The following is a 24,408-nucleotide window of genomic DNA, read 5'->3' as shown; positions in this document are numbered from 1 at the left end:
TTCCGCACGCGGAGCGCGGTTAACCGATCGCTAAGATTTTGAATGAGATCAGAGATTTTCAAGCCGGTTTTTCGGAGAAGTATTTCTCCAGCTTGTTCATGATGGTCTCGAACTCTTTATAGTCGGCAGGCGGGTCTTTACGCACCGTGATGTTCGGCCAGACGGTGGCGTATTTTGAGTTCAGCGCCAGCCACTTGCCGTCTGCATCGTCTTCCGTGTCCGGCTTGATGGCTTCAACCGGACATTCAGGCTCGCAGACGCCGCAGTCAATGCACTCGTCAGGATGAATGACAAGCATGTTCTCGCCTTCATAAAAGCAGTCCACAGGACAGACTTCGACACAGTCGGTGAATTTGCAGCGAATGCAGGCGTCAGTGACGATATAGGTCATCGCTCGGGCGGCCTCGGGACAGGAATAAGAGACGATAAGTTGGCGGGGACATGGCCCCCTGCAGGGCGTTTGTCAACGCTCCGAGGCGGCTTGCCGCGCTTCGGCGCGGTCACGATCTGACAGGCCCAGCAGCGGCGCCAAGCGTCGGATCAATGCATCTTCATGCGCGTCCCGTTCGCCATCCGCAAGGACCACGCGCCACAGATCGGTCAGGATCGTGAGCCGTTGATCGCGCGGCAATTGCTTGACCACGCGTGTGAAGCGGTGATGGTCCACGGCGGCTTCCGCCAGTTCCTCCGCTTCTTGCAACACCTCGGCGGCCTTGGTTTCATCGAGGTCAAAACCGGTGCGAAGCACGGATACGATCTCGGCTTCCTCAACATCGGCGTAAATGCCGTCTGAGAGCGCAGCTTCAACCATCAGCGCGGCGGTGCACACTTCCGGGGTCAGAGCGTCCCGGGCTGCGGGCTCTGCGGATGTGAAAAGGCGTTTCAGGGTTTCAAACATGATCAATCCAGAAAACTTGATGCTTTAGTCAGTGGCAAGGCTGTAGCACGCCTGGGCTTCAATGGCAGGACCGCGCCGCTCTGGCAGGTCCACTATGACAAGCCGGAAGGGCGCATCGCCGCGCCGGATCACCAGCTGATCGCCCGCGCGGACCGGGCTTGAGGCTTTGGTCAGGCGCATCACCTTGCCCCCGCGGTCAATGCGGACGGCGCCTTTCTCGACCATCTGTCCCGCCAGCGCGCGCGACTTGAACAATCGTGTCCGGAACAGCCAGACATCGCAGCGCTGGGCTGGGCCGTGCTCACTCATGAGCGCTCTTGTGTCGTCTCCGCCGTGTCAGATGCGGCTTCGGTGTCTGCCTGGGTCTCATCTGAGGTCGTCTCTGCCGGCGTTGCAGGCGCAGCCTGTTGAGCGTCCAGCGCATCGGTCGGCGAGGGCGACTGCTCGGATGCCGCCTCCGGCGCAGTTTCGTCTGCATGCGCTTCGGCGGGCTTGGCCTTGGACTTCTTGCGCGGCTTGCGGCGTTTCTGGGCGGCGGGTTTGGGTTGCTCCAGATCCAGCGCTGCGAGCGCGGCGAAGGGCGAATCCGGGTCGATCGGCTTGTCCTGAACCGGGGCGGGCTTGGCGGCGCGCGCATCCTTGCGCGGACCTTTGCCCTTGCCGTGGGGCTTGTTTCCGCCTAGCGCCGGACGGGCGCTGGAGCGTGACCGGCCCGCCCACAATTCGGGTTGCTCTTCGGTCGCGGTCTGCACGCGGCGATAGCCCAGGGCTTTCAGAACCTCGCGCAGATCTTCATTGGAGCACCCCAGCAGCGCCGTCATGGGCGCATTGGGCTCGAACCGCCGTTCCTTGTTTTCAGAGCGCTGATCCCGGATCAGATCGGCGAGACGCTCCAGCATGTCGAGACGCACAGCGCGCGGCCCACACGGCTGAAAACCGGCCGCCGCATAATCAGCCAGGGTGTAACGGCGATCATTGGGAATGCTGGTCAGGCCTGGCGGCGGATTGACCGCCCGATCGATATCGCCCTCATGCACCGCCTTAAGCATGGACAGGAGCCGCGCGGCGCCGGGCTTGAGCAATGCCGGCATGAAGACCGCATGCTCGCCGATGCGCACGCCGGCGCGCCGCAAGGACTGGCGCTCGGGCACGGACAGGGCGGACAATTCATCCGCCAGCTTGGCGCGTGACATGGCGCCAAAATTTTCCACCAGCTGATAGGCGACGCCGCGCGCCAGGCCGTCGAGGCGACCTTCTTCCTTGAGCGCCTTGCGCATATCGAGAAGCGGTTCGAGCCGGGCCTTCGCCTGTTCGGCGGCGTATGTCATCAGGCGTTTTTCGGCCTGCGCGATCAGTTCGCTGGACCCCAGCTCGCCGCCGATCAGATCAACGCCGGGGGTGAACGGATCACCGCCCGCTTTCAGGCGCCCCACAGGATCGTCTTTCCAGTTCAGCAGGCCGTCTTCGCCCAGAGCCAGTTCCGCATCGTCAGCCTGGGAGAGCTGGGACAGGAGCCGGTTCACTTCCGGACGGACGGCTTTCATGGCGGCGTTCGCCACGGCCCGGCGCGCCAAAGGCTCGCCCGCAGCGTCGGCTTCAAAGCTCAGCCCGTTCAATCGTCCCACGAAATGGCCCTCCACAGTGACCTCGCCCAGGCGGTTGAGCCCGGATTGCAAATCGGTTTTCTCACGCAGCCCTTTCATCAGCGCGCTGGTGCGCCGGTCGATGAAACGGGCCGTCAGGCGCTCATGAAGCGCGTCCGAGAGCTGATCTTCAACCTCTCGGGTACGGCTCGTCCAATATTCAGGGTCTTTTGTCCAGTCTTTCCGGTGGGCGGCGTAAGACCAGGTGCGGACATAAGCCAGTCTTTGCGCCAGCGCATCCACGTCTCCAGCGGTCTTGGCCAGCCGCGTCAACTGGGCGTCCAGCCAGCTGTCGGGCAAATAGCCCTTGGCGCTAGTCAGGTGCATGTAAAGTGTTGAAACCAGACGCGCATGTTCTTCCGGGCTGGATTTGCGGAAGTCCGGCGTTCGGCACACATCCCACAAGCGCGCGGTCCCGTCGCGAGCGGCGGCGCGCTCGCGAATATCGCTGTCGCGCGACACAAGGTCGAGCACATGCTCATCGGCTGCATTGCGGACGCGCTCCAGCACGGGATCGGGAGAAGGCTGGTTCAAGGACCGGCGAAGCGTGTCCAGCGAGCGCAGGTCAAGCAGGGTCTCTCGCCAGGTCAGCTTGCGGACAGGTTCAAAGGTGTGGTTCTCAACCCGCTCGATGATATCTGTGTCCAGAGGCCGGGCGTCGGCGGTTTGTCCAAACGTGCCGTCAGAGCGGAACCGGCCTGCGCGTCCGGCGATCTGCCCGATCTCATGGGGGAAGAGCTGACGGCGCTTGCGCCCGTCGAACTTGGAGAAACTGGCAAAGGCCACATGGTCCACATCCATGTTCAGCCCCATGCCGATCGCGTCTGTCGCGATCAGAAAGTCCACTTCGCCAGACTGGTAAAGCTCCACCTGCGCGTTGCGGGTGCGGGGGCTGAGCGCGCCCATGACGACCGCCGCGCCGCCGCGCTGACGACGCACGAGCTCGGCGATGGAATAGACGTCCTCGGAGCTGAAAGCGACGATGGCGGAGCGCCGGGGAAGTTTGGTCAGCTTCTTGGCGCCGGCATAGGTCAGCACCGAGAAGCGTTCGCGCTCCTCGATCTCGGCTTCCGGGATCAGGTGGCGCAGGATAGGCCGCATGGTGGTGGAGCCCAGAAACAGGGTCTCCGCAGTGCCGCGCGCATGAAGCAGCCGGTCGGTGAAGATGTGCCCACGCTCGGGGTCTGCGGCGAGCTGGATTTCATCAATGGCGAGAAAGGCCGGGCGCATGTTCAATGGCATCGCCTCGACCGTGCACAGAAAGAACCGCGCGGTCGGGGGCACGATCTTTTCCTCGCCCGTGATCAGGGCGACGGCGGCGGAACCCTTGGCCTTGACGACCTTGTCATAAAGCTCTCTCGCCAGCAGCCGTAGCGGCAGGCCGAACACACCGGTGCTGTGCGCCATCATGCGTTCAAGCGCCAGATGGGTCTTGCCGGTATTGGTGGGGCCTAGGATCGCGGCGATACGGCTATCGCCAGCGCGGGCGCGTGACATGACGCTCTCCAGCGTGGTTTCGCCTTACAGATAGGTGGGCAAGGGCTTATTGCGAAGCGTCGCCCGCATAGAGTTGCGTCGCGGTGATGTTGATCGACCCGATCCGGGTCTGGGCGCGGAACCGCACCGGCACATAGACGCTCTCGATCGGCGCCAGCCAGATCGTCACCGGGCGATTGGTTTCCTCAGCGTCCGGGCGATCGCCTTCATCATAGCCGCTGATCGGCTCGATATAGGCCTGGCAGCGGATAGCCTCGCCGCTCCAACCGCGGGTGCGGACGTCATCCGGGCCAGCGTTATTAAAGCGCAGATCATAGCGCGCCTTGCCGTCAAAGACGGGCAGGCGACCCTGGCAGATCTCGTCCTCGCCTGATTGTATCGACAGCATCAGACCGAGCAGGGTCGAGATCGGATCAAGCGCGCCCGCGCGTTCTTCATCATTGGCGGGCGGCTCGCCCATGGAGCCGAAGGGCGGCTGAACGTCCGGCATGGCGACACCGTCATCGAAATTGATGCCGACGACGCGTCCCTTGTTGCTGGCGTGATTGATGTGCTCATAGCGATAGGGACGCAGTGAGTCCGGCGCGCGATAGCCCGATGTGGTCGCCTCGATATTGGTGTCGTCGAACCAGCGCAGCAAACCGCCGCTTTCAAAGGTCGCGGCCGCCGAATAGGTGCCGTCCTGAAAGGCGGCGGACAGGGAGATGTCAGCGACTTTCAAGATCAGCACCGAGCCTGAATACTGGGCGTAGATTTGCTGGGGCGGTTCAACGCTCTGGGCGCTGGCGGTCACAGGAAGGCTCGCGACAGCCAGGGTCGCCAAAGTCATGCGGGCGTAATTCGACACAGTCAGCATTTCACTCTAATTCCTTCGGCCCCAGCCGAGTTTGCATCCTATCTAACGCGATCTGGCTGCAAGATGAACGCCAGTCTCTGTGCGCCTATGCCTTGACGCAGGCGGTCCAGACCGGTACATCGCCCGCTCTCGCGCCGCACCTTGGATTTTCCATGTAAGCGGTCGCATATGATTTTACGACTGTTGTGGAACAAGGTGGAAGCTATGTCGCGCCGCTGCGAACTTACTGGGACGGGTCCGGTTTCGGGCAACAACGTTTCCCACGCCAACAACAAGACCAAGCGCCGCTTTCTGCCGAACCTGTGTCAGGTGACGCTGGCGTCTGAGTCTCTGGGCCGGTCTTTCCGTCTGCGTATCGCCGCCAAGGCGCTGCGCAGCGTTGACCATGTTGGCGGTCTGGACCAATTCCTGCTGAAAGCTCGTGATGAGCAGCTCTCTGGCGCCGCGCTGAAGATCAAGCGCGAGCTGAAGAAAGCCGCTGCAGCTGCCTAAGCTGCTCTGAGCTTGACGCGAGAAACAACGCCCGCCGGAAACGGCGGGCGTTTTTCTGTGCGTGATGCCCGGGACTCAGTCTCGTGGTTCGAGGGCGAAGCTCAGCAGGAGCGTGCGTTGAGCCTCGTTGAAATTGTCGTCCGAGATCAGCAACAGGCGCGTCTCGCCATTGATCTCTGTGACTGTCATTCCTTCAAAATTGTCCACCGTCATGTCTTCAGTCAGCTCCGCCAGAAGCGCGGGCTCTAGCGCCGCCTCACCCGCCGCTGCGATTTGATCCGCCGTGAGGTGCAGGATGCGAATCCGGTTGCCCACATCGCGCCGGTAGAAACGCTGCAACAGGTACAGACCGCCGGCGCTGTCGGTTTCAAGGCTGGTGATTCCGTAATCGGGATCGAGCGCGAGCTGAAATTCAGTTGGAGCCGCGTCCATATCCGCGCGGTCATAGCGCCAGAGCGTGTGAGTCTCCTCGCCCCGGATCGGGTATTCGACACTGGCCCATAAAGAGGCGTCGTCAATCGCCAACCCTTCAAGGCCCGCATTGTCGCCGACGCCTTGCGTGCGAGGGGGCAAGGCCAGAGGCGTTGCGATCAACGGCGATTCGCGCTGGTACCGCCACATGCGGTGGTCGCGTTCGAAACTGACGGCCATCTCATTCTCGGAGAGCATCGCCAGGCCTTCCGCATCAGCTGCGGCGCCCTCCAGCGGCGCTCCGTTCAGGTCCGTCATCGGTTCATAGCGATCCAATTGAACAGCAAGCGGGCTCTGCCGGTCATCCAGTTCCAGCCGTCCATAAGCCAGCCCACCCCGGTCTGACACCACTATCAGCTCAAGGGAGTCGGAGGCGCCGCTGACGTGCAAGGCGGACCAGCCGCCGAAGCGCTCATCAGTGCTGCTCAGCTCAACTCCGCCGGTATAGCGAAGATCGCCGACGCGCATGCGGCCGGGGTCATCTGGAAACAGCACCACGTGCTCAGCGCCGACGGACAAGCCTGCGTCTGATGAGGGCGACTCGTCCTGAGCCTGTCCGCCGCACGCGGCTGTCAGGCTGAAAAGGGCGGCGGTGAGAGCCGTACGGATCATGGCGAGCCTCTTGAGAAAGGCGCGCCCCTAGCGTCGAGCGCGCGTACCGGTCACAGCCCGTTTCATAGCCGAGCCGCTGGACGGGCGCACCTTGTTTTCGCCTTTTGCGCGAATTTTGCTGTCGGCTTTGCGGTCGCGTTTCTCATCAAACAGAGCCGCCAGCTGGTCGGTCATCGCGCCCGCCAGTTGTTCCACATCCACGATGGTGACCGCCTTGCGGTAATAACGGGTCACGTCATGACCGATGCCGATGGCGAGCAATTCCACATCGGATTTGTTCTCGATCATGGCGATGACTTCGCGCAGATGTTTTTCAAGATAGGCAGGCGAGTTCGCCGATTGAGTGCCGTCATCCACCGGAGCGCCATCGGAGATCACCATCATGATGCGGCGCTGTTCGGGGCGCGCCATGAGGCGTTTATGGGCCCAGAGCAAAGCCTCGCCGTCGATGTTTTCCTTGAGCAGGCCGTCGCGCAGCATCAGGCCCAGATTGGGTCGCGCGCGCCGCCAGGGCGCGTCGGCGGCCTTGTAGATGATATGACGCAGATCATTGAGGCGGCCGGGATGAGGCGGCTTGCCCTGGCTGAGCCATTCCTCTTTTGAGCGTCCGCCCTTCCAGGCGCGGGTGGTGAAGCCCAGAATTTCGGTCTTCACGCCGCACCGCTCCAGCGTGCGCGCCAGAATGTCGGCGCAGGCCGCCGCCACCAGAATCGGTCGTCCGCGCATGGAGCCTGAATTATCCAGCAGCAAGGTGACGACCGTGTCGCGGAAATCGGTGTCTTTTTCCTGCTTGAAGCTCAAGGGCATCATCGGGTCCATGATGATGCGGGGCAGGCGCGCCGGGTCGAGCATGCCTTCTTCAAGATCGAACGACCAGGAGCGCTGCTGCTGGGCCATCAGGCGGCGTTGCAGGCGGTTGGCGAGGCGGCCGACCGCGCTTTCGAGCCCTTTAAGGTGCTGGTCGAGCGTGCGGCGCAGACGATTGAGCTCGGCGGTGTCGCACAGGTCGGAGGCCTGGATCACCTCGTCGAACTTGTCGGTGAAGACTTTGTAGGCGTTGGGGTCTTCGCCCGGCGGGCTGACCCAGTTGGGTTTCGCCGATTGCATGGACTCGCTGGGCTCGTCATCGGCCTCGACGCGGGTCTGGCTGTCCTCGGCGAAATGGATGTCATCGGTGTCCGCTGCGGTGCCCTTGGCGTCGGCGGCGTCGTCCTCATCCTCGCCCTGATCAGGATCGTTGTCCGTATCGTCCTGGCCCGCTTCGGGCTCTTGCTCGACGCCGGCGTCATCCTGGCTGTCGTCAGTGTCATCTTCGTCCTGGTCGTGCTCGCCCAGCTCGTCTGTCAGGTCGAGATCACGGATCACCTGCCGCAGAGCATGGGCAAAGGCGGTTTGATCATCAACCGCGCCCGCCAGCGCATCCAGCGCGCCGCCTGCGCTGCTTTCCAGATCCTCGCGCCAGACCTGCATCAGGCCCTTGGCGTCTTCGGGCGCCGGACGGCCCGTCACTCGCTCACGCACCAGCATGGAGATGGCGTCCGCCAGCGGCGCGGTTTGCCGGTCCTCGGCATGGTTCCAGCCTTCGCGGCGGCAGCGATCGGCCAGCGCGGCGTCCAGATTATCGGCCACGCCGCGCATGGCGCGCGCGCCCAGGGCTTCCACTCGCGCCTGTTCGGCGGCGTCAAAGATTTGCCGCGCCCGGGCGCCCGGCGGCAGGGCGGTCTGATGCGAGCGTGCATTATGAAGCTGCAGACGCAGCGCCAGCGCATCGGCCTTGCCGCGCAATTTTGCTGCATCATCCGCGGTCAGTTTCTCCGGCGGATTGGGCAGCACGACCTTGCCGTTCGACAACGCCGCGGAGTCGCCGCCGAACTTCACGTCCAGTTCGCGGTCGTGAGAGATGGCGCGCGTCGCAGCGGACAGCGCGCGCCGGAACTGGTCAGCAGGCGAAGCGTCAGACATGAAAAGCCTTTAGGCTGCAGTGCCGGCGGCGAGGGCGCTTTCCGGCAGATCCTCGCCAAAGACCCGCTGATAGAATTCCGACACGATCGGGCGTTCCAGCTCGTCGCATTTGTTCAGGAAGGTGAGACGGAAGGCGATGCCGGCGTCACCGAAAATCTGGGTGTTCTCCGCCCAGGTCAGAACGGTGCGCGGGCTCATCACGGTGGACAGATCGCCATTGATGAAGGCTTCGCGGCTGAGATCGGCGACCGTCACCATGTCGGCGATCATCTTGGCGCCGGCTTCCGATTTGCCCACTTCGCCCAGCTTGGCGGCGACGATCTGGCGTTCGGTCTCGGCGGGCAGATAGTTCAGCGTCGCGACCAGAGACCAACGGTCCATCTGACCCTGGTTGATCTGCTGGGTGCCGTGATAAAGCCCCGTCGTATCGCCCAGGCCCACCGTATTGGTGGTGGCGAATAGGCGGAAATTCGGGTTCGGACGGATCACACGGTTCTGGTCGAGCAAGGTCAGAGAGCCTGAGGCTTCCAGAACGCGCTGGATCACGAACATCACGTCGGGGCGACCGGCGTCATATTCGTCAAACAACAAGGCGACCGGGCGCTGGACGGCCCAGGGCAGGATGCCTTCCTGGAACTCGGTGATTTGCTGGCCGTCTTTGAGGACAATGGCGTCCTTGCCCACCATGTCGATCCGGCTCACATGGCTGTCGAGATTGACCCGGATCATCGGCCAGTTCAGACGCGCGGCGACCTGTTCGATATGGGTGGATTTACCCGTGCCGTGATAGCCCTGAACCATGACGCGGCGGTTGAAGGCGAAACCCGCCAGAATGGCCCGCGTGGTGGCGGGGTCGAACACATAGGTGTCGTCAATATCTGGCACGTGGGAATCGCGACCGGAAAAGGCGGGGACCTCAAATCCGGGATCAAAGCCAAACAAGGCCTGACAATCGGCGGTCGTGTCGGGGGTGAGGCTGATCAGGGTATCGTCGGTCATACGCGGAAGGGCTCTTTGTTGCAGCGCGACAGGGTGGTTCAAACCATAAGCCCCAGACATAGAGTGTCCAAGCCCTGTCGCCACTGCTGTTCAGCACCGCGTCTGGCCCAAAGGGATCAGGCCGCGCAGTCTGACGTCACGCCTGCGGTCAACGTCTCGATGAGCGCTTGGCGACTTTCAGGAAGCCCGTGCTCGCCCGTCGCCAGCCAGTCGTCGAAAGACTGACCGGATGCGAGCGCCTGCGCCAGCTCATCAAAGACGGCTTCGGAGCCGGTCTGGATGACCAGATAGTCGATAAGGGCGCGGGTCAGCCCGTAGAATTGCAGGGTGCCGATCATGTCCGCGCCCTGGGCTGCAAGGGTATCGCCGGACATCACCATGATGCGCGGACCGTCAGAGGACTCCCCAGCTGCGGCTGCGGCCGCCGCAGCGCGGTCCGCCGCCAGCGACGTCAGCTGCAACAGCGGATGCTCCATGCTGAAATAACGTTCGAACTGACCCGGAAGATCATCGCTTGCGGTCTCGCACAAGGATGAGCGTCGGCTTTGCGTCAGCGCCTCGCTCTCCATCAGCACCGCGGCGGTTTCATCAAACCAGTCCGGAGCCGCTGCGGCCCCATAGGCGCGGGCGTCGCCTGTATCGACCTGCGGCCATTCATAGAGATCCTTCACCCACATATGCCCCAGCTCATGCGCAATGATCGCCTCGGCGTGGCGGACCTTTTCATTGTTCTCGACCCGGCCTGTCAGGGCGGCTTCGATTGTCGCGTCGATCACCGCTTGCGGCGAGCCCGCCATTTGCGCCTCGACCGCCGGTCGCACCTGGGCTTCAAGCTGGGCGCGCATGGCTTCAGGGGAGACCCAGGGTTTGACGATATAACCTGCCTCATCAAGCGCGGAGGTGAAGCCGGGAAACTCCGAACTGTCCTCGACGACAGCGGTGAGGCCCGGCATGCGTTTGAACACGTCGGCAAAGCGCGCTTCCGCCGTCTGCATGGCGGACAGTATCAGCTCGGCGCGCTCTGCGCTGGTGGAAACGGCGAGCAGGTTCTCGTCTTCAAGGCAATGGGCGTTTGCCGGGCAATTCGCCAACGTCAGCGTGAGCGCAAGTGATGTCAGAAACATGTGGTCCTCCCCAGTGTGGAGAACGCAAAATGACCACGGTCACCTATCTGGGTTCTGTCCGACAGATTAAGCTTTTGAAATATGTTGTCTCGAAAGGTTAATGTGTGCTGTCAAAGCCGGAAATTTGGCGGTTATTGTTAAGTTGTGCCAGTTTGTTTGAGGGGGTGGGAATTGCTATTAAATATATCGCATAAGCTCTCAGAGTTTTCATATGGTTATGGGGTGACTAGAGAGTGTGAAGAGCTTCTTGTTTCTCTCGGATTTTCGGTAACTCCCTTTTTGCCAAGTTTGATACATGAGGCAGAAATAGGGTGTGATGTGCATTTTGATAAGCCGGGTTTTCCGCTTTTAATTCAGTTTAAACTGGGGCACGAGCTGAAGAGGTTTCGGCGGTCTAGTCCATCGATGCAAAAGCCTACACTTAACAGCCCATTTTGGAGGTTTGAAGTCGACACGGCTGAGCCGAATGGACAGTATGATCGCCTTCTGAAAGCTGAGAAATCAGGTGCTGAAGTATATTATATTGCGCCAAAGTTTTCAAATTGGAATGATTATTCATTCGCTTATAAAAATAAAAGAATATTGCATGAGTCTTTGATAATGTGTCCGTCTGAGATAGAAAATTTACTTCAAATTTCTGGCCAAGGCGACGGAATCCATAAAGTAGTTTATGATCAAAATAATATTGCAGTGTGCTCCGATCCGACGGAGGCGCAAGGTTTAACTGTTGATGCAATGACTAGTGCTTGGAGGTACAAATTATATGAAAGTAAGAATGCTAGTTTAGCAAAAATAATAAATGCAACACTTAAGGGTTTTGATGAATACAGGCAGATAAAGATATATGATGATTTATATCAAACTGGAAATGATGAATTGATTTACAGGATAGTTTTCCGAGAATATAGGGATGCGCAGAAGAGGCTGCGTGAAGATTTATACTCTCGGTCTAAAACTGAGGATGATGCAGAATTTGCTGCCCTTGGGATGGAGGCATGGGAGTTAGGTTGTCAGCTGGTGGCTGTAACAAAGTCCTAGCCCATGCCGCAGCTTTTGAGGATCTGGTAGGCCTCGACCACTTTCTGAAGCAGTTCTTCCATCGAGCGGTCGCCGCCATTGGAGTCCGGATGATATTGGCGCACCAGCTCGGCATAGCGTCGGCGGATGGCGGTCTTGTTCGCCTTGGGGTCGAGATTGAGCGTATCGAGGGCGCGCTTTTGAAGCCGCCCCATCCCGGCGTTCGGGTCTTCGGCTTCGCGCTGGGCGCGTTCCTGTCCGGGGGGCGGGCCGTCGCCGAACAGATTGAACGGATCGACGAAACCGTCCTTGAAATCCTTGCTGGCGTTCTGCGCGGCGCGGCGGGCGCTGGAGCCGGACGCGAACCCCCAGGTGGGGCGATGGCCATACATGTCGGCCGCGGCATGGGCCTTGGCCGCATCCTCGCTCATGCCCTCAAAGAAATTCCATTCCTTGTTGTACTGGGCGGCGTGTTGTTGGCAGAACCAGTAGAACTCGGTCCGGTTGGCCGGGCTCTTGGGCGCGCGCGCGGTCGCTTTCGACCGGCACTGGGGATGCTCGCACACCTTATCCTCTTGCCGCGCCTCGGTTTTGGGCGGCTTGATGCGGATGTCTTTAAATTTGGGTCGGTATTTGTACGAGCCGTCCATAACCCCAAGTATGGGGCGCACCGGCCTGACGGACAATAAACAGAGGATGACAATGTCCAGCGTAAAGCAGCAAATCGAAGACCAACTGACCCAGGCGCTGGCGCCGACCCTATTGAAAGTCACTGATGACAGCGCACTTCATGCCGGTCATTCCGAGCAGGCGCGCGCGGGGGAAAGCCATTTCACCGTCGAGATCGTGTCTGACGCTTTCACGGACCAGAGCCGCGTCCAGCGTCACCGTCTGGTCAATCAGGCGCTGGGCGAGCTGCTGAAAGCGCAGGTTCACGCCCTCGCCATCAAGGCGAAAGCGCCCGCCGAAGCGGGTTGATCAATCGTCCGTGTCTGCGGCCTCGGGCTCTTTCTTGAGCCGCATGCGGGTGATCTGGTTGCGGCGGCGTTCCAGGATTTCAAATTGCACCCCGTGAAAGCGGAAGATCTGCCCCGCTTCGGGGATGGTCTGAGCTTCGTGGATCACAAGGCCCGCAATGGTGACCGCTTCGTCGTCGGGCAATTCCCAGTCCAGCGCGCGGTTCACGTCGCGAATGGGGGCGCCGCCATCCACCAGGATAAAGCCGTCGGGCAGGGGGGTGACCCCCTCAACGGTGACATCGTGCTCGTCCTCGATCTCGCCGACGATTTCCTCGATGATGTCTTCCAGCGTCACAACGCCCATCAAGGCGCCGTACTCGTCCACCACCAGGGCGAAGTGCTCGCGCTTCTGGCGGAACGCCGTCAGCTGTTCAAGCAGTTCGGTGGTTTCAGGGATGAACCACGGTTCGCGCTTGATGGATTCAATATCGAGCTTGCTGGAATCCCCGCCTGCATTGTGCAGTTCACGCGCCAGGTCGCGGACATGCAGGATCCCGACAATGTTCTCCGCGTCGTCGCGATAGAGCGGCAGGCGGGTGTGCGGGCAGCTCAGCGCATCGGCCACCAATTGTTCGACCGGTTGGTCGATGTCGAACATCACCAGGCTTTTGCGGTGGACCATGACGTCGTCCACCGTCAGCTCGCGCAGATCGAGCACGCCGCCCAGCATGTCGCGGTCGGTTTTCACCACGCCGCCTTCCTGGTGGTGCAGGTCAATCTGACCGCGGATCTCGTCATGGGCGGACAGGACCGGTCCTTCCACCGACAGACCCAGAATGCGCAAAGTCGCGCGCACCAGCCATTGTACGGCGGCCACCACAGGCGCGAACAGCATCACGAAAATGCGGATCGGCAGGGACACGGTCAGCGCCATACGGTCCGGGTTCGACAGGGCATAGGTCTTGGGCAGCACTTCAGCGAAGATCAGCACCAAAAGCGTCATCACCAAAGTGGCGATGGGGACGCCCGCTTCGCCGAACATGGCCAGAAACACCGCCGACGCCAGCGACGCGGCCAGAATATTGACGAGGTTATTGCCCAGCAGGATCGCGCCGATCAGGCTTTCGCGATCATCAATCAGCAGATTGACCCGCCGCGCGCGGTGATCCTTTTCTTTTTCAAGGGTCAGCATGCGCGCCTTGGAAGTGGCGGTCAGCGCGGTTTCAGAGCCTGAAAAGAACCCTGAAAAGGCCAGCAGGCACAAAATGCCAAGTCCGGTCCAGGCCATCCACGGTTCAAAAGTCATTGGTCTTCAACCTCGTTCGACAAAAACGCCGCCAGATCCTTGTGATCCACATCGCGTGTGATGAAGGCATTCCCGATGCCGCGCGCAAGGATCAATGTAATCGCGCCGCCTGAATTTTTCTTGTCGTCCTGCATCCGCGCCAGCAAACGATCCGCAGTGTAAGGCCCGCCGGGCAGTTCTGAAATCCGGGACGGAAGACCCACAGCCTTCAGATGACGTTCGACGCGGCGCGCATCTTCAGGCGCGCACAGGCCCTGTCGTTCAGAAAACCGGAAAGCGAGCGCCAACCCGCACGCGACGGCCTCGCCATGAACCAGCGCGCTTTTTGTCGCTTCCGCCTCAAACGCGTGTCCGAACGTATGGCCAAGATTGAGCAAGGCGCGCACGCCGCTTTCACGTTCATCCTCGGCGACAATCCGGGCCTTGAACGCAACGGCGTCCGCGACGGCCTGGACCAGACCGTCTCCCGTCACGGCGTCTACGCCCTGAGCTTCAAGGCGGTCAAACAGCGGCGCATCCTGGATGAGGCCGGCTTTGACGATCTCGGCATAGCCCGCCAGGACTTCGCGCCGGGGCAGGGTGTCGAGAAAGGCAGTGTCTGCGATCACCAGGTCTGGCTGATGAAACGCGCCGATCAGGTTTTTGCCGTGCTGCGTGTTGATGCCGGTCTTGCCGCCGACCGAGCTGTCGACCTGAGCCAACAGGGTCGTCGGGATCTGTATGAAGCGCGTGCCGCGCTTGAGAACCGCCGAAGCGAAGCCGGTCAGGTCGCCCACAGTGCCGCCGCCAAAGGCGATCACCGGCTCGCTGCGCTCCACATTCAGATCCAGCAGACGATCACAGAGAGCTTCCAGCCCGCGCCAGCTCTTGGCGCTTTCGCCGCCCTCAATCTCGATGAGTTCGATCTTGAGGTTCGCCGCGTCAAACGCCTGGGCCAGGCGTGTCTCGTGATGTTTGAGCGCGTGTGAATCCGCGACGATGACAACGCGTCCGCGTGGGGCGCGGTTCGCCAGCCGGTCCGCACGTGCGGACAGAGCGTCGCGCCCGATCACGACTTCGTAGGCGCCTGAGGCCGCGTTCACCTCGATCACGCGCAGCACGCTCATCCGCGCACTCCTTCTTGATAAGTCCTGAGGGCGTCCATCACCTGGTCGGCCGATTGTTCATGGCTGCCGACCGAGGTGTCCACCACAATGTCCGCCTCGGCGTAGAGGGGAGAGCGTTCGCGTTCAAGCCGGGCCATGATCTCGGCGGGATCGCCTTGTGACAATAAAGGGCGGGCGCCGGGCTTGCGGCCCACCCGCTCGATCAGCACGTCGATATCGGCTTTGAGCCAGATGGAGATGGCTTTGTCTTTCACCAGCGCCCGCGTATCCTCCTGGATGAAGGCGCCGCCGCCCAGCCCGATGATTAGAGGATCTGGCTCCTCCAGCAGACGGCCAATCACCTTGCGCTCACCATCGCGGAAGGCCGGTTCGCCGAAATCGGCGAAAATCTCGCTGACGCTGCGGCCCGCGGCGCGTTCGACTTCTTCGTCAGCGTCGCGAAACTCGGCCTCCAGCCGCCGGGCGAGCCTGCGTCCAATCGTTGTTTTGCCGACGCCCATCAGGCCGACCAGCGCCAGATGCCGGGTCAGCGCGAGCGGGTTTTCAGAATTTGTCATCACACTGTAAGGCTATACGCCAATGCTGCGCGGGCGAGCAATCACTGCTGACGTCTGGAAAACGCCGCATTCGCCTGCTTTAGTATCCTCACAGGGCGAGCGACATGGAAAAGGCACTCTCATGAAAACCATTCTGATCGGCTTGGGCGTAGGGCTGGTGGTCATTATCGGCGGGTTCATTGCTTTGCTGGGACTGGCGGACAGTAATGCGCCGACCCCTGAAGAAGTGCGTGTCGAGGTGACTGATGCATTGGTCGATTAAAGCCGCTTTGCTGGCCGCAAGCGTGTTTGCATGCGGCCAGGCGTTCGCCCAGGCCCGGCCTGCCGATGGTCAGATTGAAGTGGCCGAGCTGGGCGCTGTCGATCCGTTCGAAGTGGGCGTCAATTCAGTCCTGCCCGAAACAGTCTGGAATTCAGGGCATGCGGGCGCGCTGAACGGTGCGTTGTCGGTTCTGCCCGATCGCGCCAGCGCCGGATGGAGCAACCCGGCTGCGGCGAGACTGGCTTTGGCCGCTTTGCGGTCCTCGAGCGAGCCGCCCCGCGGCGGACGCGATGATTTTGTGCTCGCCGCGAAACGCGCAGACCGGGCTTTATCCGCAGGCCGCGCTCAGCTGGTCTATGAATTGATGGCGCGCACGCCGCGGGTGAACGAATCAGACGCGTTGTCACGTGTCTATGCGGAAACCGCGCTGGCGATGGGCCGCACACAAGAGGCTTGCCGGGCTGCGGATGCGTTGCTGGAAGGTCGGGACGCGGCCTATTGGCTGCGATTGCGCGCCAGCTGTCTGGCGCTGGACGGTCGCATCCCCGCCGCCGAGCTGACCGCCGAACTGGCGCGCGCCCAAGCGCAAACGCCCGCTTTCGATCAGGTGTTTGACGCCCTGACGCTCAATCAGCCGGCGCCTGAAGGCTTTCGTCCGCGCACCGCGCTGCAGCTGACCTTGCTGGAAGCGCTGGCGCCAGGCGTGCGCCTGTATCCGCATGAGGATGCGCCCAACTGGCTGCATCTGGCGGCGGAACGCACCGGCCCCACCATCGCCCTGCCTGAAACTCTGCCTGAAGCGCTGGAAGCGGCGGTGACCATGGAGGGCGCTGAGCGCGCCGCGGCACTGGGCGCCTTGATCGGCCAGGATCTCGATCGCGAGATCGCCGCCGAGGCTCTCGCCATCCGCCTGTCGGACGCGGCGCAGCAAGGCCTGTTCATGGAAGCCGCTCTGACCTTCGGGCCGGAAGTGGCGAGTCTGCCGATTACCGAAAACACGCTCGCCCATGGCGTCCATTTCGTCCTGGCCGCCCTGGCGACGGACGACCTCGTCGCCGCCGAGCGTTGGCGCGAAGCCTTGCTCGACGGTCCGCCAGAACCTGAACCCATGCCTCAACCCGTCTCCGAATTGGGCGGTTTGCCGGCATTGGATGGCGCTGGTTTTGAACCAGACGCAGACGAGAAAACGCCGGCTCCGGCGTGGCAGCCGCCTGCGCCGGGCCTGATGGTGGCGATTGATTTCGCCCACGCCATAGCACTCGATCAGATTGAGGATGATGCGTTCATGGCGCTATTGGCGGCGCGACTGGAGACGGCGACGCCTGAGCGCTTGTGTCAGGCGGCTGGCCTTGTGGCGCTCGGCGCGGATGATCAGGGTGAATTGCAACAGGCGCTGTCTGGTCTGACCCGCCAGACGGGCGTTACGCCCCCCGCTTTGGGGCCGCTGCTGCTGGCGTCCGGGGCCGGGGCTCTGGGCGAGACGCAATTGCACGCTGCGTCCTTGCTGGAACGCCATCCCGCTGACGCTGAAACCTGCGCTGCGGCCATGCTGGCGCTCGATCACGCCGGTCTGCGTCGGCAGGCGCTTCAATACCTCTTGGCGCGGGTCATTGAGGACGCTGCGTGAGCGCGCGCTCGATTGATCTCTTCCTCGACATGATGGCGGCTGAGCGCGGCGCCGCTCGCAATACGCTCGACGCCTATCGTCGCGATCTTGAAGACGCCGCCGCGCGTCTGGGCGGGCGCGGCGTTGGTCTTGAACAGGCGCAAACCCGTGATGTGGAAGCCTTGCTGGCGGACCTGGCTGCGGACGGTCTGTCGCCCGCTACCGCCGCGCGCCGGCTCTCCGCGCTGAAGCGCTATTACCGGTTCTTGCTCAAGGAAGGCCTGCGCGGCGATGATCCGGCCAAGACCCTGTCCGGCCCCAAAAAGCCGCGGCCTTTGCCGAAAGTCTTGAGCGAAGCGCAAGTCGAGGCGCTGTTTGACGCGGCGGACCGCATGGAGGGGGCGGAGGGGCTGCGACTGCGCGCATTGCTGGAGTTGCTGTATGCCGGCGGCTTGCGCGTCAGCGAGCTTGTGACCTTGCCGCTGTCAGGCTTCGCTCGTTCTGAACGCTGCCTGATCGTCACAGGCAAAGGCGGCAAGGACCGCCTTATTCCCCTGACCGACGCTGCGCTGGAAGCTGTGGACGCCTACAAGGCGGTGCGGGCGGAGCATTTGCCCCAGCCGAAAGCGCCGGCCTATGCAATAGCGGCGCGTTATCTGTTCCCGTCGCGCACCGCGCAGGGCGGGCATTTGACGCGCGAACGGTTCGCCCAACGTCTCAAAGAACTGACTCTGGCTGCGGGTCTTGATCCTCAACGGGTCAGTCCGCACGTGATGCGCCATGCCTTTGCGACGCATCTTCTGGCCAATGGCGCGGATCTGCGCAGCGTTCAGACCTTGCTGGGACATGCCGATGTCTCAACGACCGAGATTTATACGCATGTGCTGGAGGCGCGACTCAAGGCGCTGGTGCATGACGCGCACCCGCTGAGCCATGATGAGACAGGCTCTGAGGGGTGAAACCGGCCCGGCATTTGCTCATAACAGTGCATAGATTGCTTCGCGCTTGAGCGCCCTTTAGTTTGCGCCCTCCACCGGGGCCCATCCACCAGGACCGTCCATGTCAGATACAACGCGCACCTATCTCGATTTCGAACGGCCGATCGCCGAGCTTGACGCCAAGATTGAAGAACTTGAAAGCGTCCTGTCCCGGAACGGCGAAGACGCGCCGGATGCGGCGGACGAGATCGCCAAACTGCGGCAGAAGTCGTCCGATCAGCTCAAATCGATGTATTCCAAGCTCGACGCCTGGCGCAAAACCATGGTGGCGCGTCATCCCGAGCGTCCGCACCTGCGCGATTATATTTCCGGCCTTGTGACGGATTTCGAAGATCTGGCCGGTGATCGCCGCTTTGGGGAAGACCATGCGATCGTGGGCGGTCTGGGCCGTCTGAAAGGCCGTCCGGTCGTGATCATGGGCCATGAAAAGGGCCATGACACGCAGACCCGTCTCAAGCACAATTTCGGCATGGCGCGGCCTGAAGGGTATCGCAAGGCCATGCGTTTGATGGACTTGGCGGAACGGTTCGATCTGCCGGTGGTCACTTTGGTGGATACGGCGGGCGCCTATCCCGGCATTGGCGCGGAAGAACGCGGCCAAGCTGAAGCGATCGCCCGCTCCACCGAGCGCTGCCTGACGCTGGGCACGCCGATGGTCAGCGTGGTGACCGGCGAAGGCGGATCAGGCGGCGCTGTGGCGCTGGCGTCCGCCAACACGGTGATGATGCTGGAACACTCGATCTACTCGGTGATTTCGCCTGAAGGCTGCGCGTCCATTCTCTGGCGCGACGGCGCTCGCGCCCGTGACGCAGCGCTCGCCATGAAAGTCAGCGCGCAGGATCTGATCGAGCTCAAGATCATTGATTCAATCATCGACGAGCCTCTGGGCGGCGCGCACCGCGATCGCGCAGACACCATCCGGCGGGTGGGGGATGCGGTTGAGACCGCACTGGCGAGCCTTGACGGGTTGAGCCCCGCTGAGTTGCGCCAGCGCCGCCGGGATCGCTTTCTGACTATTGGTCGTTCGCTTCTGGAGACCTGACGCCAGCGTCAGGTCAGAGCGTCGCGATCCACATCAACCCAGTCCTTCATGGATGCGGGACGATAGTGCGCGTCTTCATCATCAAAGCGGACCCAGACGCTGGGATGGAAACACGCCAGCGCCTCCTGTGAGGGGGGCGGCGCTTCACGCACCTTGTCACCCAATGCGCTCAAGAGACCGCCCGGCGCTTTGAACGGGCACAACGGGTCGGGGTCAAGCCGGGAATCAAGGACGGCGTATTCAATTGACAATCCTTGCTCGCGCGCCTGGTCGGCCATCCATTTCAGGGCGATGTCCGATAAGGGCGTGTTGGCCGCTTCACCGCCCCCCACACCGCCATGCGGCCCGATAAACCAGACCTGCCGCAAGGGATCGATCTCGTTCAGGGCGTCTTTGGAGGCTTCCATCGGGGTGAGAGGAAAGGCTTTTCGAGTTTCATCCAGCGCGCAGGCATGACGGGCGTGAAGCACTTTGCGGTTCAGTTGCGCGTCGTGAAACCGGTATTCCGCGTTCAGGCGTTCATTGATCTCATGATCGTCAGAGAGGTCGGGGATGCCCAAGGCGCCCACCGTGTCCCAGCATCCCAGAAAATGAATGTCGGGCTCAAACCCGTTGCGTTCGCGAAACTCTCGGCACTTCCAGGATGAGGGCTTGAGGGTCTTGGAGCGGTAAAGCTCATAGGCTTCAGACAGCTTGCCCAGATTGCGCCGATGCAGAAGCCCCGAATTATAGATGAGCCCCGCCAGCGAGCGCACCGTGTAGGCGCCGCGTGAAAATCCGAACAGCCAGATTTCATCGCCCTCGCAATAGTTTAAGGACAAGAAGCGATAGGCGTCATAAATCTTCTCTTCCAGACCCCCGCCGAACGCGCCCTGACGTTTCTTGCGCAGCGAACTGAGGATGCGTTTGAACCAGTTTGAATCGCTCTGGGTGAACGGCGTGCCGACGCCAGAATCGTAAAACACGATCTGCTCGATCGGGCGTGCGGGAGTGGTGGTGTCGGCAGCGCTTAATGAAAACGCCAGCTTGGCCACATTGGTGGGCACCTGCTGGCTGATGGTTTGCCATGTGCCGTCAGAGCATACGATCAGTCGTTTCATCACCACCTCCGTCCGTCATGTATAGAACACTGACTCATAGGGGTGGATTATGCAATCAGGGATTTATCTCTTCAGGCGAGCCGGTGCTCCAGCCAGGGCAGGCTTCTGCCCGGGATAAGCCTGGAGGGGCGGTCCTCGATGAAACTGGCGCCCATCGCGGTATAAAACCCGCGTGCGTTCGGGTCAGAGAGGATTTGCAGGATATCCGCGTCCGCCATACGCGCCTGCTCCAGCGCCCAGTCGTAAAGCCGCTTGCCGAGACCCGACCCGATGGCGTCTGGGGAAATGAACAGCAAATCGAGCATGACGCACCGTCCGACAGTCTCGTCACGGGGGGCGCTGATTTGCGCCAGTCCGAGCGGGACGTCATCGGTCCAGGCGGCGATGGCGCGACCTTCTCGCGCGGCGTCAGGGTCGAGCCGCAGCACTGTTTCCATCTTGGCCATCATGTCCTCGCCATAACCCCAATACGCCTTGGAGCGCAGGATCATGGCGTTGACGGCGTCAAACTGATCCGGCTCCAGGCGTGAAAGGCGTATGTCAGACATCAAGCGCCTCTAAGGAGTTCAGGCTCAGGCTTGGCCGATGGCGCCGTGGCAATGCTTGAACTTCTTGCCTGAGCCGCACGGGCAGGCGGCGTTGCGCGGCACGCGCCCCCAGGTGCCCGGATCCTTGGGGTCAACGCTTTGGGCGGCGACGCGCGTGGCGGTCGGGGACGGGGTGGATTGTGCGGGGCGGGCGTCGCTGTCTTCCATCTCGTTCCGGCCGGTCTGCGGGTCGATGTGCTGAGCCTGGATGTTCTTGGGCGGTTGCGGCGCTTCGGGCGCCGGCGAGCTTTGCGCCATGCGCAGATGGAACAGGACGCGCGTGGTCTCATAGCGCAGCTGGTCCAGCAGATGTTCGAACAGTTCAAACGCCTCGGTCTTGAATTCATTGAGCGGATCACGCTGCGCATAGCCGCGCAGGCCCACTGCCGAACGCAGAGCGTCCAGGTTCTGCAAATGGTCGCGCCAGTTCTGGTCGATGGTCTGCAAGAGGATCTGCTTTTCGATCCGGCGCATCAGCTCCGGTCCGATATTGGCGGCCTTTTCGGCATAGGTCTCGTCGACGACCTTCATCAGGCGCTCGCGCATCTCTTCGTCCGCGATGCCTTCCTCGGCGGCCCATTCCTTGATCGGCAGCTCGAGATTGAAGTGCTTGACCACTTCTTCGTTGAGCCCGTCGATATTCCACTGGTCAGCATAGGCGCGCGGCGGGATATGCTGGGTGACCAGGTCCTCGACCGTGGTCTCGCGCATGTCGGTTATGACGTCAGAGACGTCTTTCGCGGTCATGAACTCGATGCGCTGTTCAAAGATCGCCTTGCGCTGATCATTCATGACATCATCGTATTTGAGTATGTTCTTGCGGATGTCGTAGTTGCGCTGCTCGACTTTTTTCTGGCTGGTCTCCACCGCTTTCGACATCCAGGGGTGCTGAATGGCTTCGCCTTCTTTCAGGCCGAGCGTGCGCATGATGCCGTCCAGGCGTTCCGGCGCGAAGATCCGCAGCAGATCGTCTTCCACCGACAGGAAGAAGGCGGAGCGCCCCGGATCGCCCTGACGGCCAGAACGTCCGCGCAGCTGGTTGTCGATGCGGCGGCTTTCATGGCGCTCTGTACCGATGACGAACAAGCCGCCCGCGTCGAGCGCCTGTTGTTTCTTGTCGGCGACTTCCGCTTCGAACTGCTCGCGCTTGGCTTTAAGCGCGGCGTCATCGGGTTCGCGACCGGCGGCTTTTTCCGCATCCACCCATTCTTGCAGATTGTAGTCCACATTGCCGCCAAGCTGGATATCAGTGCCGCGGCCGGCCATGTTGGTCGCTATGGTCACAGCCCCTGGCGCGCCGGCCTGGGCGATGATGCCGGCTTCCTGCTCGTGATAGCGCGCGTTCAGAACCTGGTGAACGATCTTCTTCTTCTTGAGGAAGTCAGACAGGCGCTCGGATTTCTCGATCGACACCGTGCCCACCAGAACCGGCTGGTTTTTGGCGTGGGCTTCTTCGATGGCTTTGAGAATGGCCTGGAACTTTTCGTCCTCGGTCCGGTAAAGCTCGTCTTCCTCATCAATCCGCTGCACCGGGCGATTGGTCGGAATTTCGTTCACGCCCAGCTTGTAGATGTCATGAAATTCGTCCGCCTCGGTGGCGGCGGTGCCGGTCATGCCGCCGAGCTTCTTGTACAGGCGGAAATAGTTCTGGAACGTGATCGAGGCCAGCGTCTGGTTCTCAGGCTGAATTTCGACGGTTTCCTTGGCTTCGATGGCCTGGTGCAGACCATCCGACAGACGGCGGCCCGGCATCATGCGGCCCGTAAATTCATCGATCAGGACGACTTTGCCCTCGCGAACGATGTAATCCTTGTCGCGCACGAACAGCTTGTGCGCCTTCAGGCCCTGGTTGACGTGGTGGACGACAGAGATGTTCTCGATGTCGTAGAGGTCGGCGTCGCCATCGAGCAGCTCGCGTTCTTTCAGCAGCTGTTCGATATGCTCGTTGCCTTCTTCGGTGAAGGTGCACGAGCGGGCCTTTTCGTCGATGGTGAAGTCTTCATCGTCCAGCATCGGGATGATCTGGTCGATGGTCTTGTAAAAGTCGGTGCGGTCTTCGGTCTGTCCCGAAATGATCAACGGCGTGCGCGCTTCGTCGATCAGGATGGAGTCCACTTCGTCGACGATGGCGAAATGGTGCTCAGCCTTTTCAAGCGGTCGGCCGCCAAACTGGACCATGTCATTGAGCGCGTACTTCATGTTGTCGCGCAGATAGTCAAAGCCCAGTTCGTTGTTGGTGCCGTAGGTGATGTCGCAGCCATAGGCGGCGCGGCGCTCCGGGTCGCTCATGCCGTGAATGATCACGCCGGTGGTCATGCCCAGCTTGGCGAAGACCCGGCCCATCCATTCAGAGTCACGCTGGGCGAGGTAATCGTTCACCGTCACCACGTGCACGCCCTTGCCCGGCAGGGCGTTGAGATAGGCGGCGAGGGTGGAGACCAGCGTCTTGCCTTCACCCGTGCGCATCTCGGCGATATTGCCCCGGTGCAGCACGATGCCGCCCATCAGCTGCACATCGTAATGGCGTTGCCCCAGGGCGCGCTTGGCGGCTTCGCGCACAGCGGCGAACGCTTCAGGCAAGAGCTTGTCCAGGCTTTCGCCGTTTTCATGGCGCTCGCGGAACTCGACGGTTTTCTGCGCCAAAGCTGCGTCATCGAGCCCCTGAAAGTCTGGCTCCAGCGCATTGATCTGGTCCACCATGGGACGCATGCGCTTGACCTCGCGGTCATTGGAGGAGCCGAAAAGCTTGCGGGCGATGTTGAGCATGACGTATCTGCCTTGACGGGCGAACAATGAATTAAAGACGACGTGAGCGCCCGAAGCGGCCGCCTGGGCGCAACTGTCACGTCGTGTAAGGTCAAAGGTCACTTAAGGAGGCCCTGATTGACTGTCAATCAAGCCCGCCGACTGCATGTAGCAGCCGCGCTCATCACAATCGCGTTTCTTTCGGGCTGTAACCCGCCAGAGGCTGAAGAATCATCGCCCTCCAGCGCCCTGTCGTCACAGGGCGGACTGCGCTTCATGGCGGAGCGCGACGCGCAGCGATCCCAGATCGCCGCGCGCGTGGGCGGCACTGTCATCACCGTTGACGATGTGCGGCGAGAAGCGGCCGCTCTGGGGTTGAGCGAGGCGCCGCAAGCGCTGCGCCCCTCTGACCAGGCGTTTCGCGATACGCTCTCTGACCTCATCGATCAGCGTCTTCTGGCGCTGGAAGCGGTGGCGCGCGACATTCAGGACGAGGAGGAAGCCCGTCTCCGGCTCGCTGCTGCTGAGGAGCGCATCCTGGGCAATATCCTGGTGGAGAACGCCATTGC

Annotated in this window: 23 protein-coding genes and 1 pseudogene; 8 read left to right on the top strand and 16 right to left on the bottom strand. The window is 61.6% G+C overall.

The window, feature by feature from the left end; all coding sequences use genetic code 11:
* Nucleotides 1-58: 58 nt before the first annotated feature.
* The 5 genes from fdxA to B3M53_RS14165 all read right to left on the bottom strand — a co-directional run bounded on the left by fdxA (nucleotide 59) and on the right by B3M53_RS14165 (nucleotide 4,894).
* The gene (fdxA, locus tag B3M53_RS14185; protein ID WP_286800813.1) at nucleotides 59-391 is read right to left on the bottom strand and encodes a ferredoxin FdxA; all 333 of its coding nucleotides are present in this window, start codon (nucleotides 389-391) and stop codon (nucleotides 59-61) included.
* Nucleotides 392-463: 72 nt separating this feature from the next.
* Nucleotides 464-898 carry a TerB family tellurite resistance protein gene (locus B3M53_RS14180; RefSeq protein ID WP_040705221.1) on the bottom strand — a complete coding sequence of 145 codons (435 nt, stop codon included), beginning with the start codon at nucleotides 896-898 and terminating at the stop codon, nucleotides 464-466.
* A gap of 24 nt (nucleotides 899-922) precedes the next feature.
* A complete protein-coding gene (locus tag B3M53_RS14175) occupies nucleotides 923-1,207 on the bottom strand; it encodes a S4 domain-containing protein (RefSeq protein WP_286800812.1) in 285 nt (94 codons plus the stop codon).
* A complete protein-coding gene (locus B3M53_RS14170; protein ID WP_286800810.1) occupies nucleotides 1,204-4,038 on the bottom strand; it encodes a helicase-related protein in 2,835 nt (944 codons plus the stop codon). Before B3M53_RS14170 ends, B3M53_RS14175 begins: the two co-directional genes overlap by 4 nt.
* A 46-nt stretch (nucleotides 4,039-4,084) precedes the next feature.
* Nucleotides 4,085-4,894: a DUF3108 domain-containing protein gene (locus B3M53_RS14165; RefSeq protein WP_022700316.1), complete on the bottom strand. Its 810-nt coding sequence runs from the start codon at nucleotides 4,892-4,894 to the stop codon at nucleotides 4,085-4,087.
* Between the two features lie 204 nt (nucleotides 4,895-5,098).
* On the opposite strand from B3M53_RS14165, the gene rpmB reads away from it, so the two are divergent.
* Nucleotides 5,099-5,386 carry a 50S ribosomal protein L28 gene (rpmB, locus tag B3M53_RS14160; RefSeq protein ID WP_022700315.1) on the top strand — a complete coding sequence of 96 codons (288 nt, stop codon included), beginning with the start codon at nucleotides 5,099-5,101 and terminating at the stop codon, nucleotides 5,384-5,386.
* Nucleotides 5,387-5,461: 75 nt separating this feature from the next.
* Here the strand turns inward: rpmB and B3M53_RS14155 are convergent, their stop codons facing one another.
* The 4 genes from B3M53_RS14155 to B3M53_RS14140 form a co-directional block, all read right to left on the bottom strand.
* Nucleotides 5,462-6,469 (bottom strand): esterase-like activity of phytase family protein, encoded by a 1,008-nt coding sequence (locus B3M53_RS14155; RefSeq protein ID WP_286800807.1) that lies wholly within the window; start codon nucleotides 6,467-6,469, stop codon nucleotides 5,462-5,464.
* Between the two features lie 27 nt (nucleotides 6,470-6,496).
* The gene (cobT, locus tag B3M53_RS14150; protein ID WP_286800805.1) at nucleotides 6,497-8,431 is read right to left on the bottom strand and encodes a cobaltochelatase subunit CobT; all 1,935 of its coding nucleotides are present in this window, start codon (nucleotides 8,429-8,431) and stop codon (nucleotides 6,497-6,499) included.
* Between the two features lie 9 nt (nucleotides 8,432-8,440).
* Nucleotides 8,441-9,430: a cobaltochelatase subunit CobS gene (gene cobS / locus B3M53_RS14145; RefSeq protein WP_286800804.1), complete on the bottom strand. Its 990-nt coding sequence runs from the start codon at nucleotides 9,428-9,430 to the stop codon at nucleotides 8,441-8,443.
* Between the two features lie 116 nt (nucleotides 9,431-9,546).
* Nucleotides 9,547-10,554, bottom strand: coding sequence for a hypothetical protein (locus B3M53_RS14140; RefSeq protein WP_286800803.1), 1,008 nt, complete (start codon nucleotides 10,552-10,554; stop codon nucleotides 9,547-9,549).
* Between the two features lie 171 nt (nucleotides 10,555-10,725).
* Here B3M53_RS14140 and B3M53_RS14135 point away from each other — a divergent pair, with 171 nt between their 5' ends.
* Nucleotides 10,726-11,592 carry a hypothetical protein gene (locus B3M53_RS14135; RefSeq protein ID WP_286800801.1) on the top strand — a complete coding sequence of 289 codons (867 nt, stop codon included), beginning with the start codon at nucleotides 10,726-10,728 and terminating at the stop codon, nucleotides 11,590-11,592.
* On the opposite strand, the gene B3M53_RS14130 is transcribed toward B3M53_RS14135, so the two are convergent.
* Nucleotides 11,589-12,137 (bottom strand): J domain-containing protein, encoded by a 549-nt coding sequence (locus B3M53_RS14130; protein ID WP_233345984.1) that lies wholly within the window; start codon nucleotides 12,135-12,137, stop codon nucleotides 11,589-11,591. The two genes, B3M53_RS14135 and B3M53_RS14130, sit on opposite strands and share 4 nt — an antisense overlap.
* A gap of 136 nt (nucleotides 12,138-12,273) precedes the next feature.
* Between B3M53_RS14130 and B3M53_RS14125 the strand changes: the two genes are divergently transcribed.
* Nucleotides 12,274-12,549, top strand: coding sequence for a BolA family protein (locus tag B3M53_RS14125; protein ID WP_022700309.1), 276 nt, complete (start codon nucleotides 12,274-12,276; stop codon nucleotides 12,547-12,549).
* Here B3M53_RS14125 and B3M53_RS14120 read toward each other — a convergent pair whose 3' ends face one another.
* Genes B3M53_RS14120 through B3M53_RS14110 form a run of 3 tightly spaced genes read right to left on the bottom strand, consistent with a single transcriptional unit; the run spans nucleotide 12,550 to nucleotide 15,499 of the window.
* The gene (locus B3M53_RS14120) at nucleotides 12,550-13,836 is read right to left on the bottom strand and encodes an HlyC/CorC family transporter (protein WP_286800800.1); all 1,287 of its coding nucleotides are present in this window, start codon (nucleotides 13,834-13,836) and stop codon (nucleotides 12,550-12,552) included.
* Nucleotides 13,833-14,942 (bottom strand): 3-dehydroquinate synthase, encoded by a 1,110-nt coding sequence (gene aroB / locus B3M53_RS14115; protein ID WP_286800799.1) that lies wholly within the window; start codon nucleotides 14,940-14,942, stop codon nucleotides 13,833-13,835. The genes B3M53_RS14120 and aroB overlap by 4 nt, the downstream gene beginning before the upstream one ends.
* Nucleotides 14,939-15,499 carry a shikimate kinase gene (locus tag B3M53_RS14110; protein WP_286800798.1) on the bottom strand — a complete coding sequence of 187 codons (561 nt, stop codon included), beginning with the start codon at nucleotides 15,497-15,499 and terminating at the stop codon, nucleotides 14,939-14,941. Before B3M53_RS14110 ends, aroB begins: the two co-directional genes overlap by 4 nt.
* A 121-nt stretch (nucleotides 15,500-15,620) precedes the next feature.
* Between B3M53_RS14110 and B3M53_RS14105 the strand changes: the two genes are divergently transcribed.
* The 4 genes from B3M53_RS14105 to B3M53_RS14090 all read left to right on the top strand — a co-directional run bounded on the left by B3M53_RS14105 (nucleotide 15,621) and on the right by B3M53_RS14090 (nucleotide 19,407).
* Entirely contained in the window at nucleotides 15,621-15,761 is a 141-nt protein-coding gene (locus tag B3M53_RS14105) for a hypothetical protein (RefSeq protein ID WP_022700305.1), read from the top strand.
* Nucleotides 15,745-17,388: a hypothetical protein gene (locus tag B3M53_RS14100; protein ID WP_286800797.1), complete on the top strand. Its 1,644-nt coding sequence runs from the start codon at nucleotides 15,745-15,747 to the stop codon at nucleotides 17,386-17,388. Before B3M53_RS14105 ends, B3M53_RS14100 begins: the two co-directional genes overlap by 17 nt.
* Complete coding sequence (locus B3M53_RS14095) at nucleotides 17,385-18,326, top strand: site-specific tyrosine recombinase XerD (protein WP_286800796.1); 942 nt, start codon at nucleotides 17,385-17,387, stop codon at nucleotides 18,324-18,326. Before B3M53_RS14100 ends, B3M53_RS14095 begins: the two co-directional genes overlap by 4 nt.
* 100 nt (nucleotides 18,327-18,426) lie before the next feature.
* Entirely contained in the window at nucleotides 18,427-19,407 is a 981-nt protein-coding gene (locus B3M53_RS14090; protein WP_286800794.1) for an acetyl-CoA carboxylase carboxyltransferase subunit alpha, read from the top strand.
* An 8-nt stretch (nucleotides 19,408-19,415) separates the two neighbouring features.
* Here B3M53_RS14090 and B3M53_RS14085 read toward each other — a convergent pair whose 3' ends face one another.
* The 3 genes from B3M53_RS14085 to secA form a co-directional block, all read right to left on the bottom strand.
* Nucleotides 19,416-20,507 (bottom strand): DUF2235 domain-containing protein, encoded by a 1,092-nt coding sequence (locus B3M53_RS14085; RefSeq protein WP_286800792.1) that lies wholly within the window; start codon nucleotides 20,505-20,507, stop codon nucleotides 19,416-19,418.
* Between the two features lie 71 nt (nucleotides 20,508-20,578).
* Nucleotides 20,579-21,055: a GNAT family N-acetyltransferase gene (locus B3M53_RS14080; protein WP_286800791.1), complete on the bottom strand. Its 477-nt coding sequence runs from the start codon at nucleotides 21,053-21,055 to the stop codon at nucleotides 20,579-20,581.
* Between the two features lie 24 nt (nucleotides 21,056-21,079).
* Complete coding sequence (secA, locus tag B3M53_RS14075) at nucleotides 21,080-23,860, bottom strand: preprotein translocase subunit SecA (RefSeq protein ID WP_286800789.1); 2,781 nt, start codon at nucleotides 23,858-23,860, stop codon at nucleotides 21,080-21,082.
* A gap of 255 nt (nucleotides 23,861-24,115) precedes the next feature.
* Between secA and B3M53_RS14070 the strand changes: the two are divergent.
* Nucleotides 24,116-24,408, top strand: a pseudogene (locus B3M53_RS14070) (peptidylprolyl isomerase); the annotation flags it as partial.

The sequence above is a fragment of the Oceanicaulis sp. UBA2681 genome (genome assembly GCF_002354675.1).
Taxonomy (GTDB): domain Bacteria; phylum Pseudomonadota; class Alphaproteobacteria; order Caulobacterales; family Maricaulaceae; genus Oceanicaulis; species Oceanicaulis alexandrii.
The sequence above is the reverse complement of the archived record's forward strand: the minus strand, read 5'-3'. Positions and strand labels throughout refer to the sequence as shown.

Coding starts and splice junctions, on each gene's coding strand:
- fdxA (WP_286800813.1), bottom strand. CDS start 391: ATGACCTATATCGTCACTGACGCCTGCATTCGCTGCAAATTCACCGAC.
- B3M53_RS14180 (WP_040705221.1), bottom strand. CDS start 898: ATGTTTGAAACCCTGAAACGCCTTTTCACATCCGCAGAGCCCGCAGCC.
- B3M53_RS14175 (WP_286800812.1), bottom strand. CDS start 1,207: ATGAGTGAGCACGGCCCAGCCCAGCGCTGCGATGTCTGGCTGTTCCGG.
- B3M53_RS14170 (WP_286800810.1), bottom strand. CDS start 4,038: ATGTCACGCGCCCGCGCTGGCGATAGCCGTATCGCCGCGATCCTAGGC.
- B3M53_RS14165 (WP_022700316.1), bottom strand. CDS start 4,894: ATGCTGACTGTGTCGAATTACGCCCGCATGACTTTGGCGACCCTGGCT.
- rpmB (WP_022700315.1), top strand. CDS start 5,099: ATGTCGCGCCGCTGCGAACTTACTGGGACGGGTCCGGTTTCGGGCAAC.
- B3M53_RS14155 (WP_286800807.1), bottom strand. CDS start 6,469: ATGATCCGTACGGCTCTCACCGCCGCCCTTTTCAGCCTGACAGCCGCG.
- cobT (WP_286800805.1), bottom strand. CDS start 8,431: ATGTCTGACGCTTCGCCTGCTGACCAGTTCCGGCGCGCGCTGTCCGCT.
- cobS (WP_286800804.1), bottom strand. CDS start 9,430: ATGACCGACGATACCCTGATCAGCCTCACCCCCGACACGACCGCCGAT.
- B3M53_RS14140 (WP_286800803.1), bottom strand. CDS start 10,554: ATGTTTCTGACATCACTTGCGCTCACGCTGACGTTGGCGAATTGCCCG.
- B3M53_RS14125 (WP_022700309.1), top strand. CDS start 12,274: ATGTCCAGCGTAAAGCAGCAAATCGAAGACCAACTGACCCAGGCGCTG.
- B3M53_RS14120 (WP_286800800.1), bottom strand. CDS start 13,836: ATGACTTTTGAACCGTGGATGGCCTGGACCGGACTTGGCATTTTGTGC.
- aroB (WP_286800799.1), bottom strand. CDS start 14,942: ATGAGCGTGCTGCGCGTGATCGAGGTGAACGCGGCCTCAGGCGCCTAC.
- B3M53_RS14110 (WP_286800798.1), bottom strand. CDS start 15,499: ATGACAAATTCTGAAAACCCGCTCGCGCTGACCCGGCATCTGGCGCTG.
- B3M53_RS14105 (WP_022700305.1), top strand. CDS start 15,621: ATGAAAACCATTCTGATCGGCTTGGGCGTAGGGCTGGTGGTCATTATC.
- B3M53_RS14100 (WP_286800797.1), top strand. CDS start 15,745: ATGCATTGGTCGATTAAAGCCGCTTTGCTGGCCGCAAGCGTGTTTGCA.
- B3M53_RS14090 (WP_286800794.1), top strand. CDS start 18,427: ATGTCAGATACAACGCGCACCTATCTCGATTTCGAACGGCCGATCGCC.
- B3M53_RS14085 (WP_286800792.1), bottom strand. CDS start 20,507: ATGAAACGACTGATCGTATGCTCTGACGGCACATGGCAAACCATCAGC.
- B3M53_RS14080 (WP_286800791.1), bottom strand. CDS start 21,055: ATGTCTGACATACGCCTTTCACGCCTGGAGCCGGATCAGTTTGACGCC.
- secA (WP_286800789.1), bottom strand. CDS start 23,860: ATGCTCAACATCGCCCGCAAGCTTTTCGGCTCCTCCAATGACCGCGAG.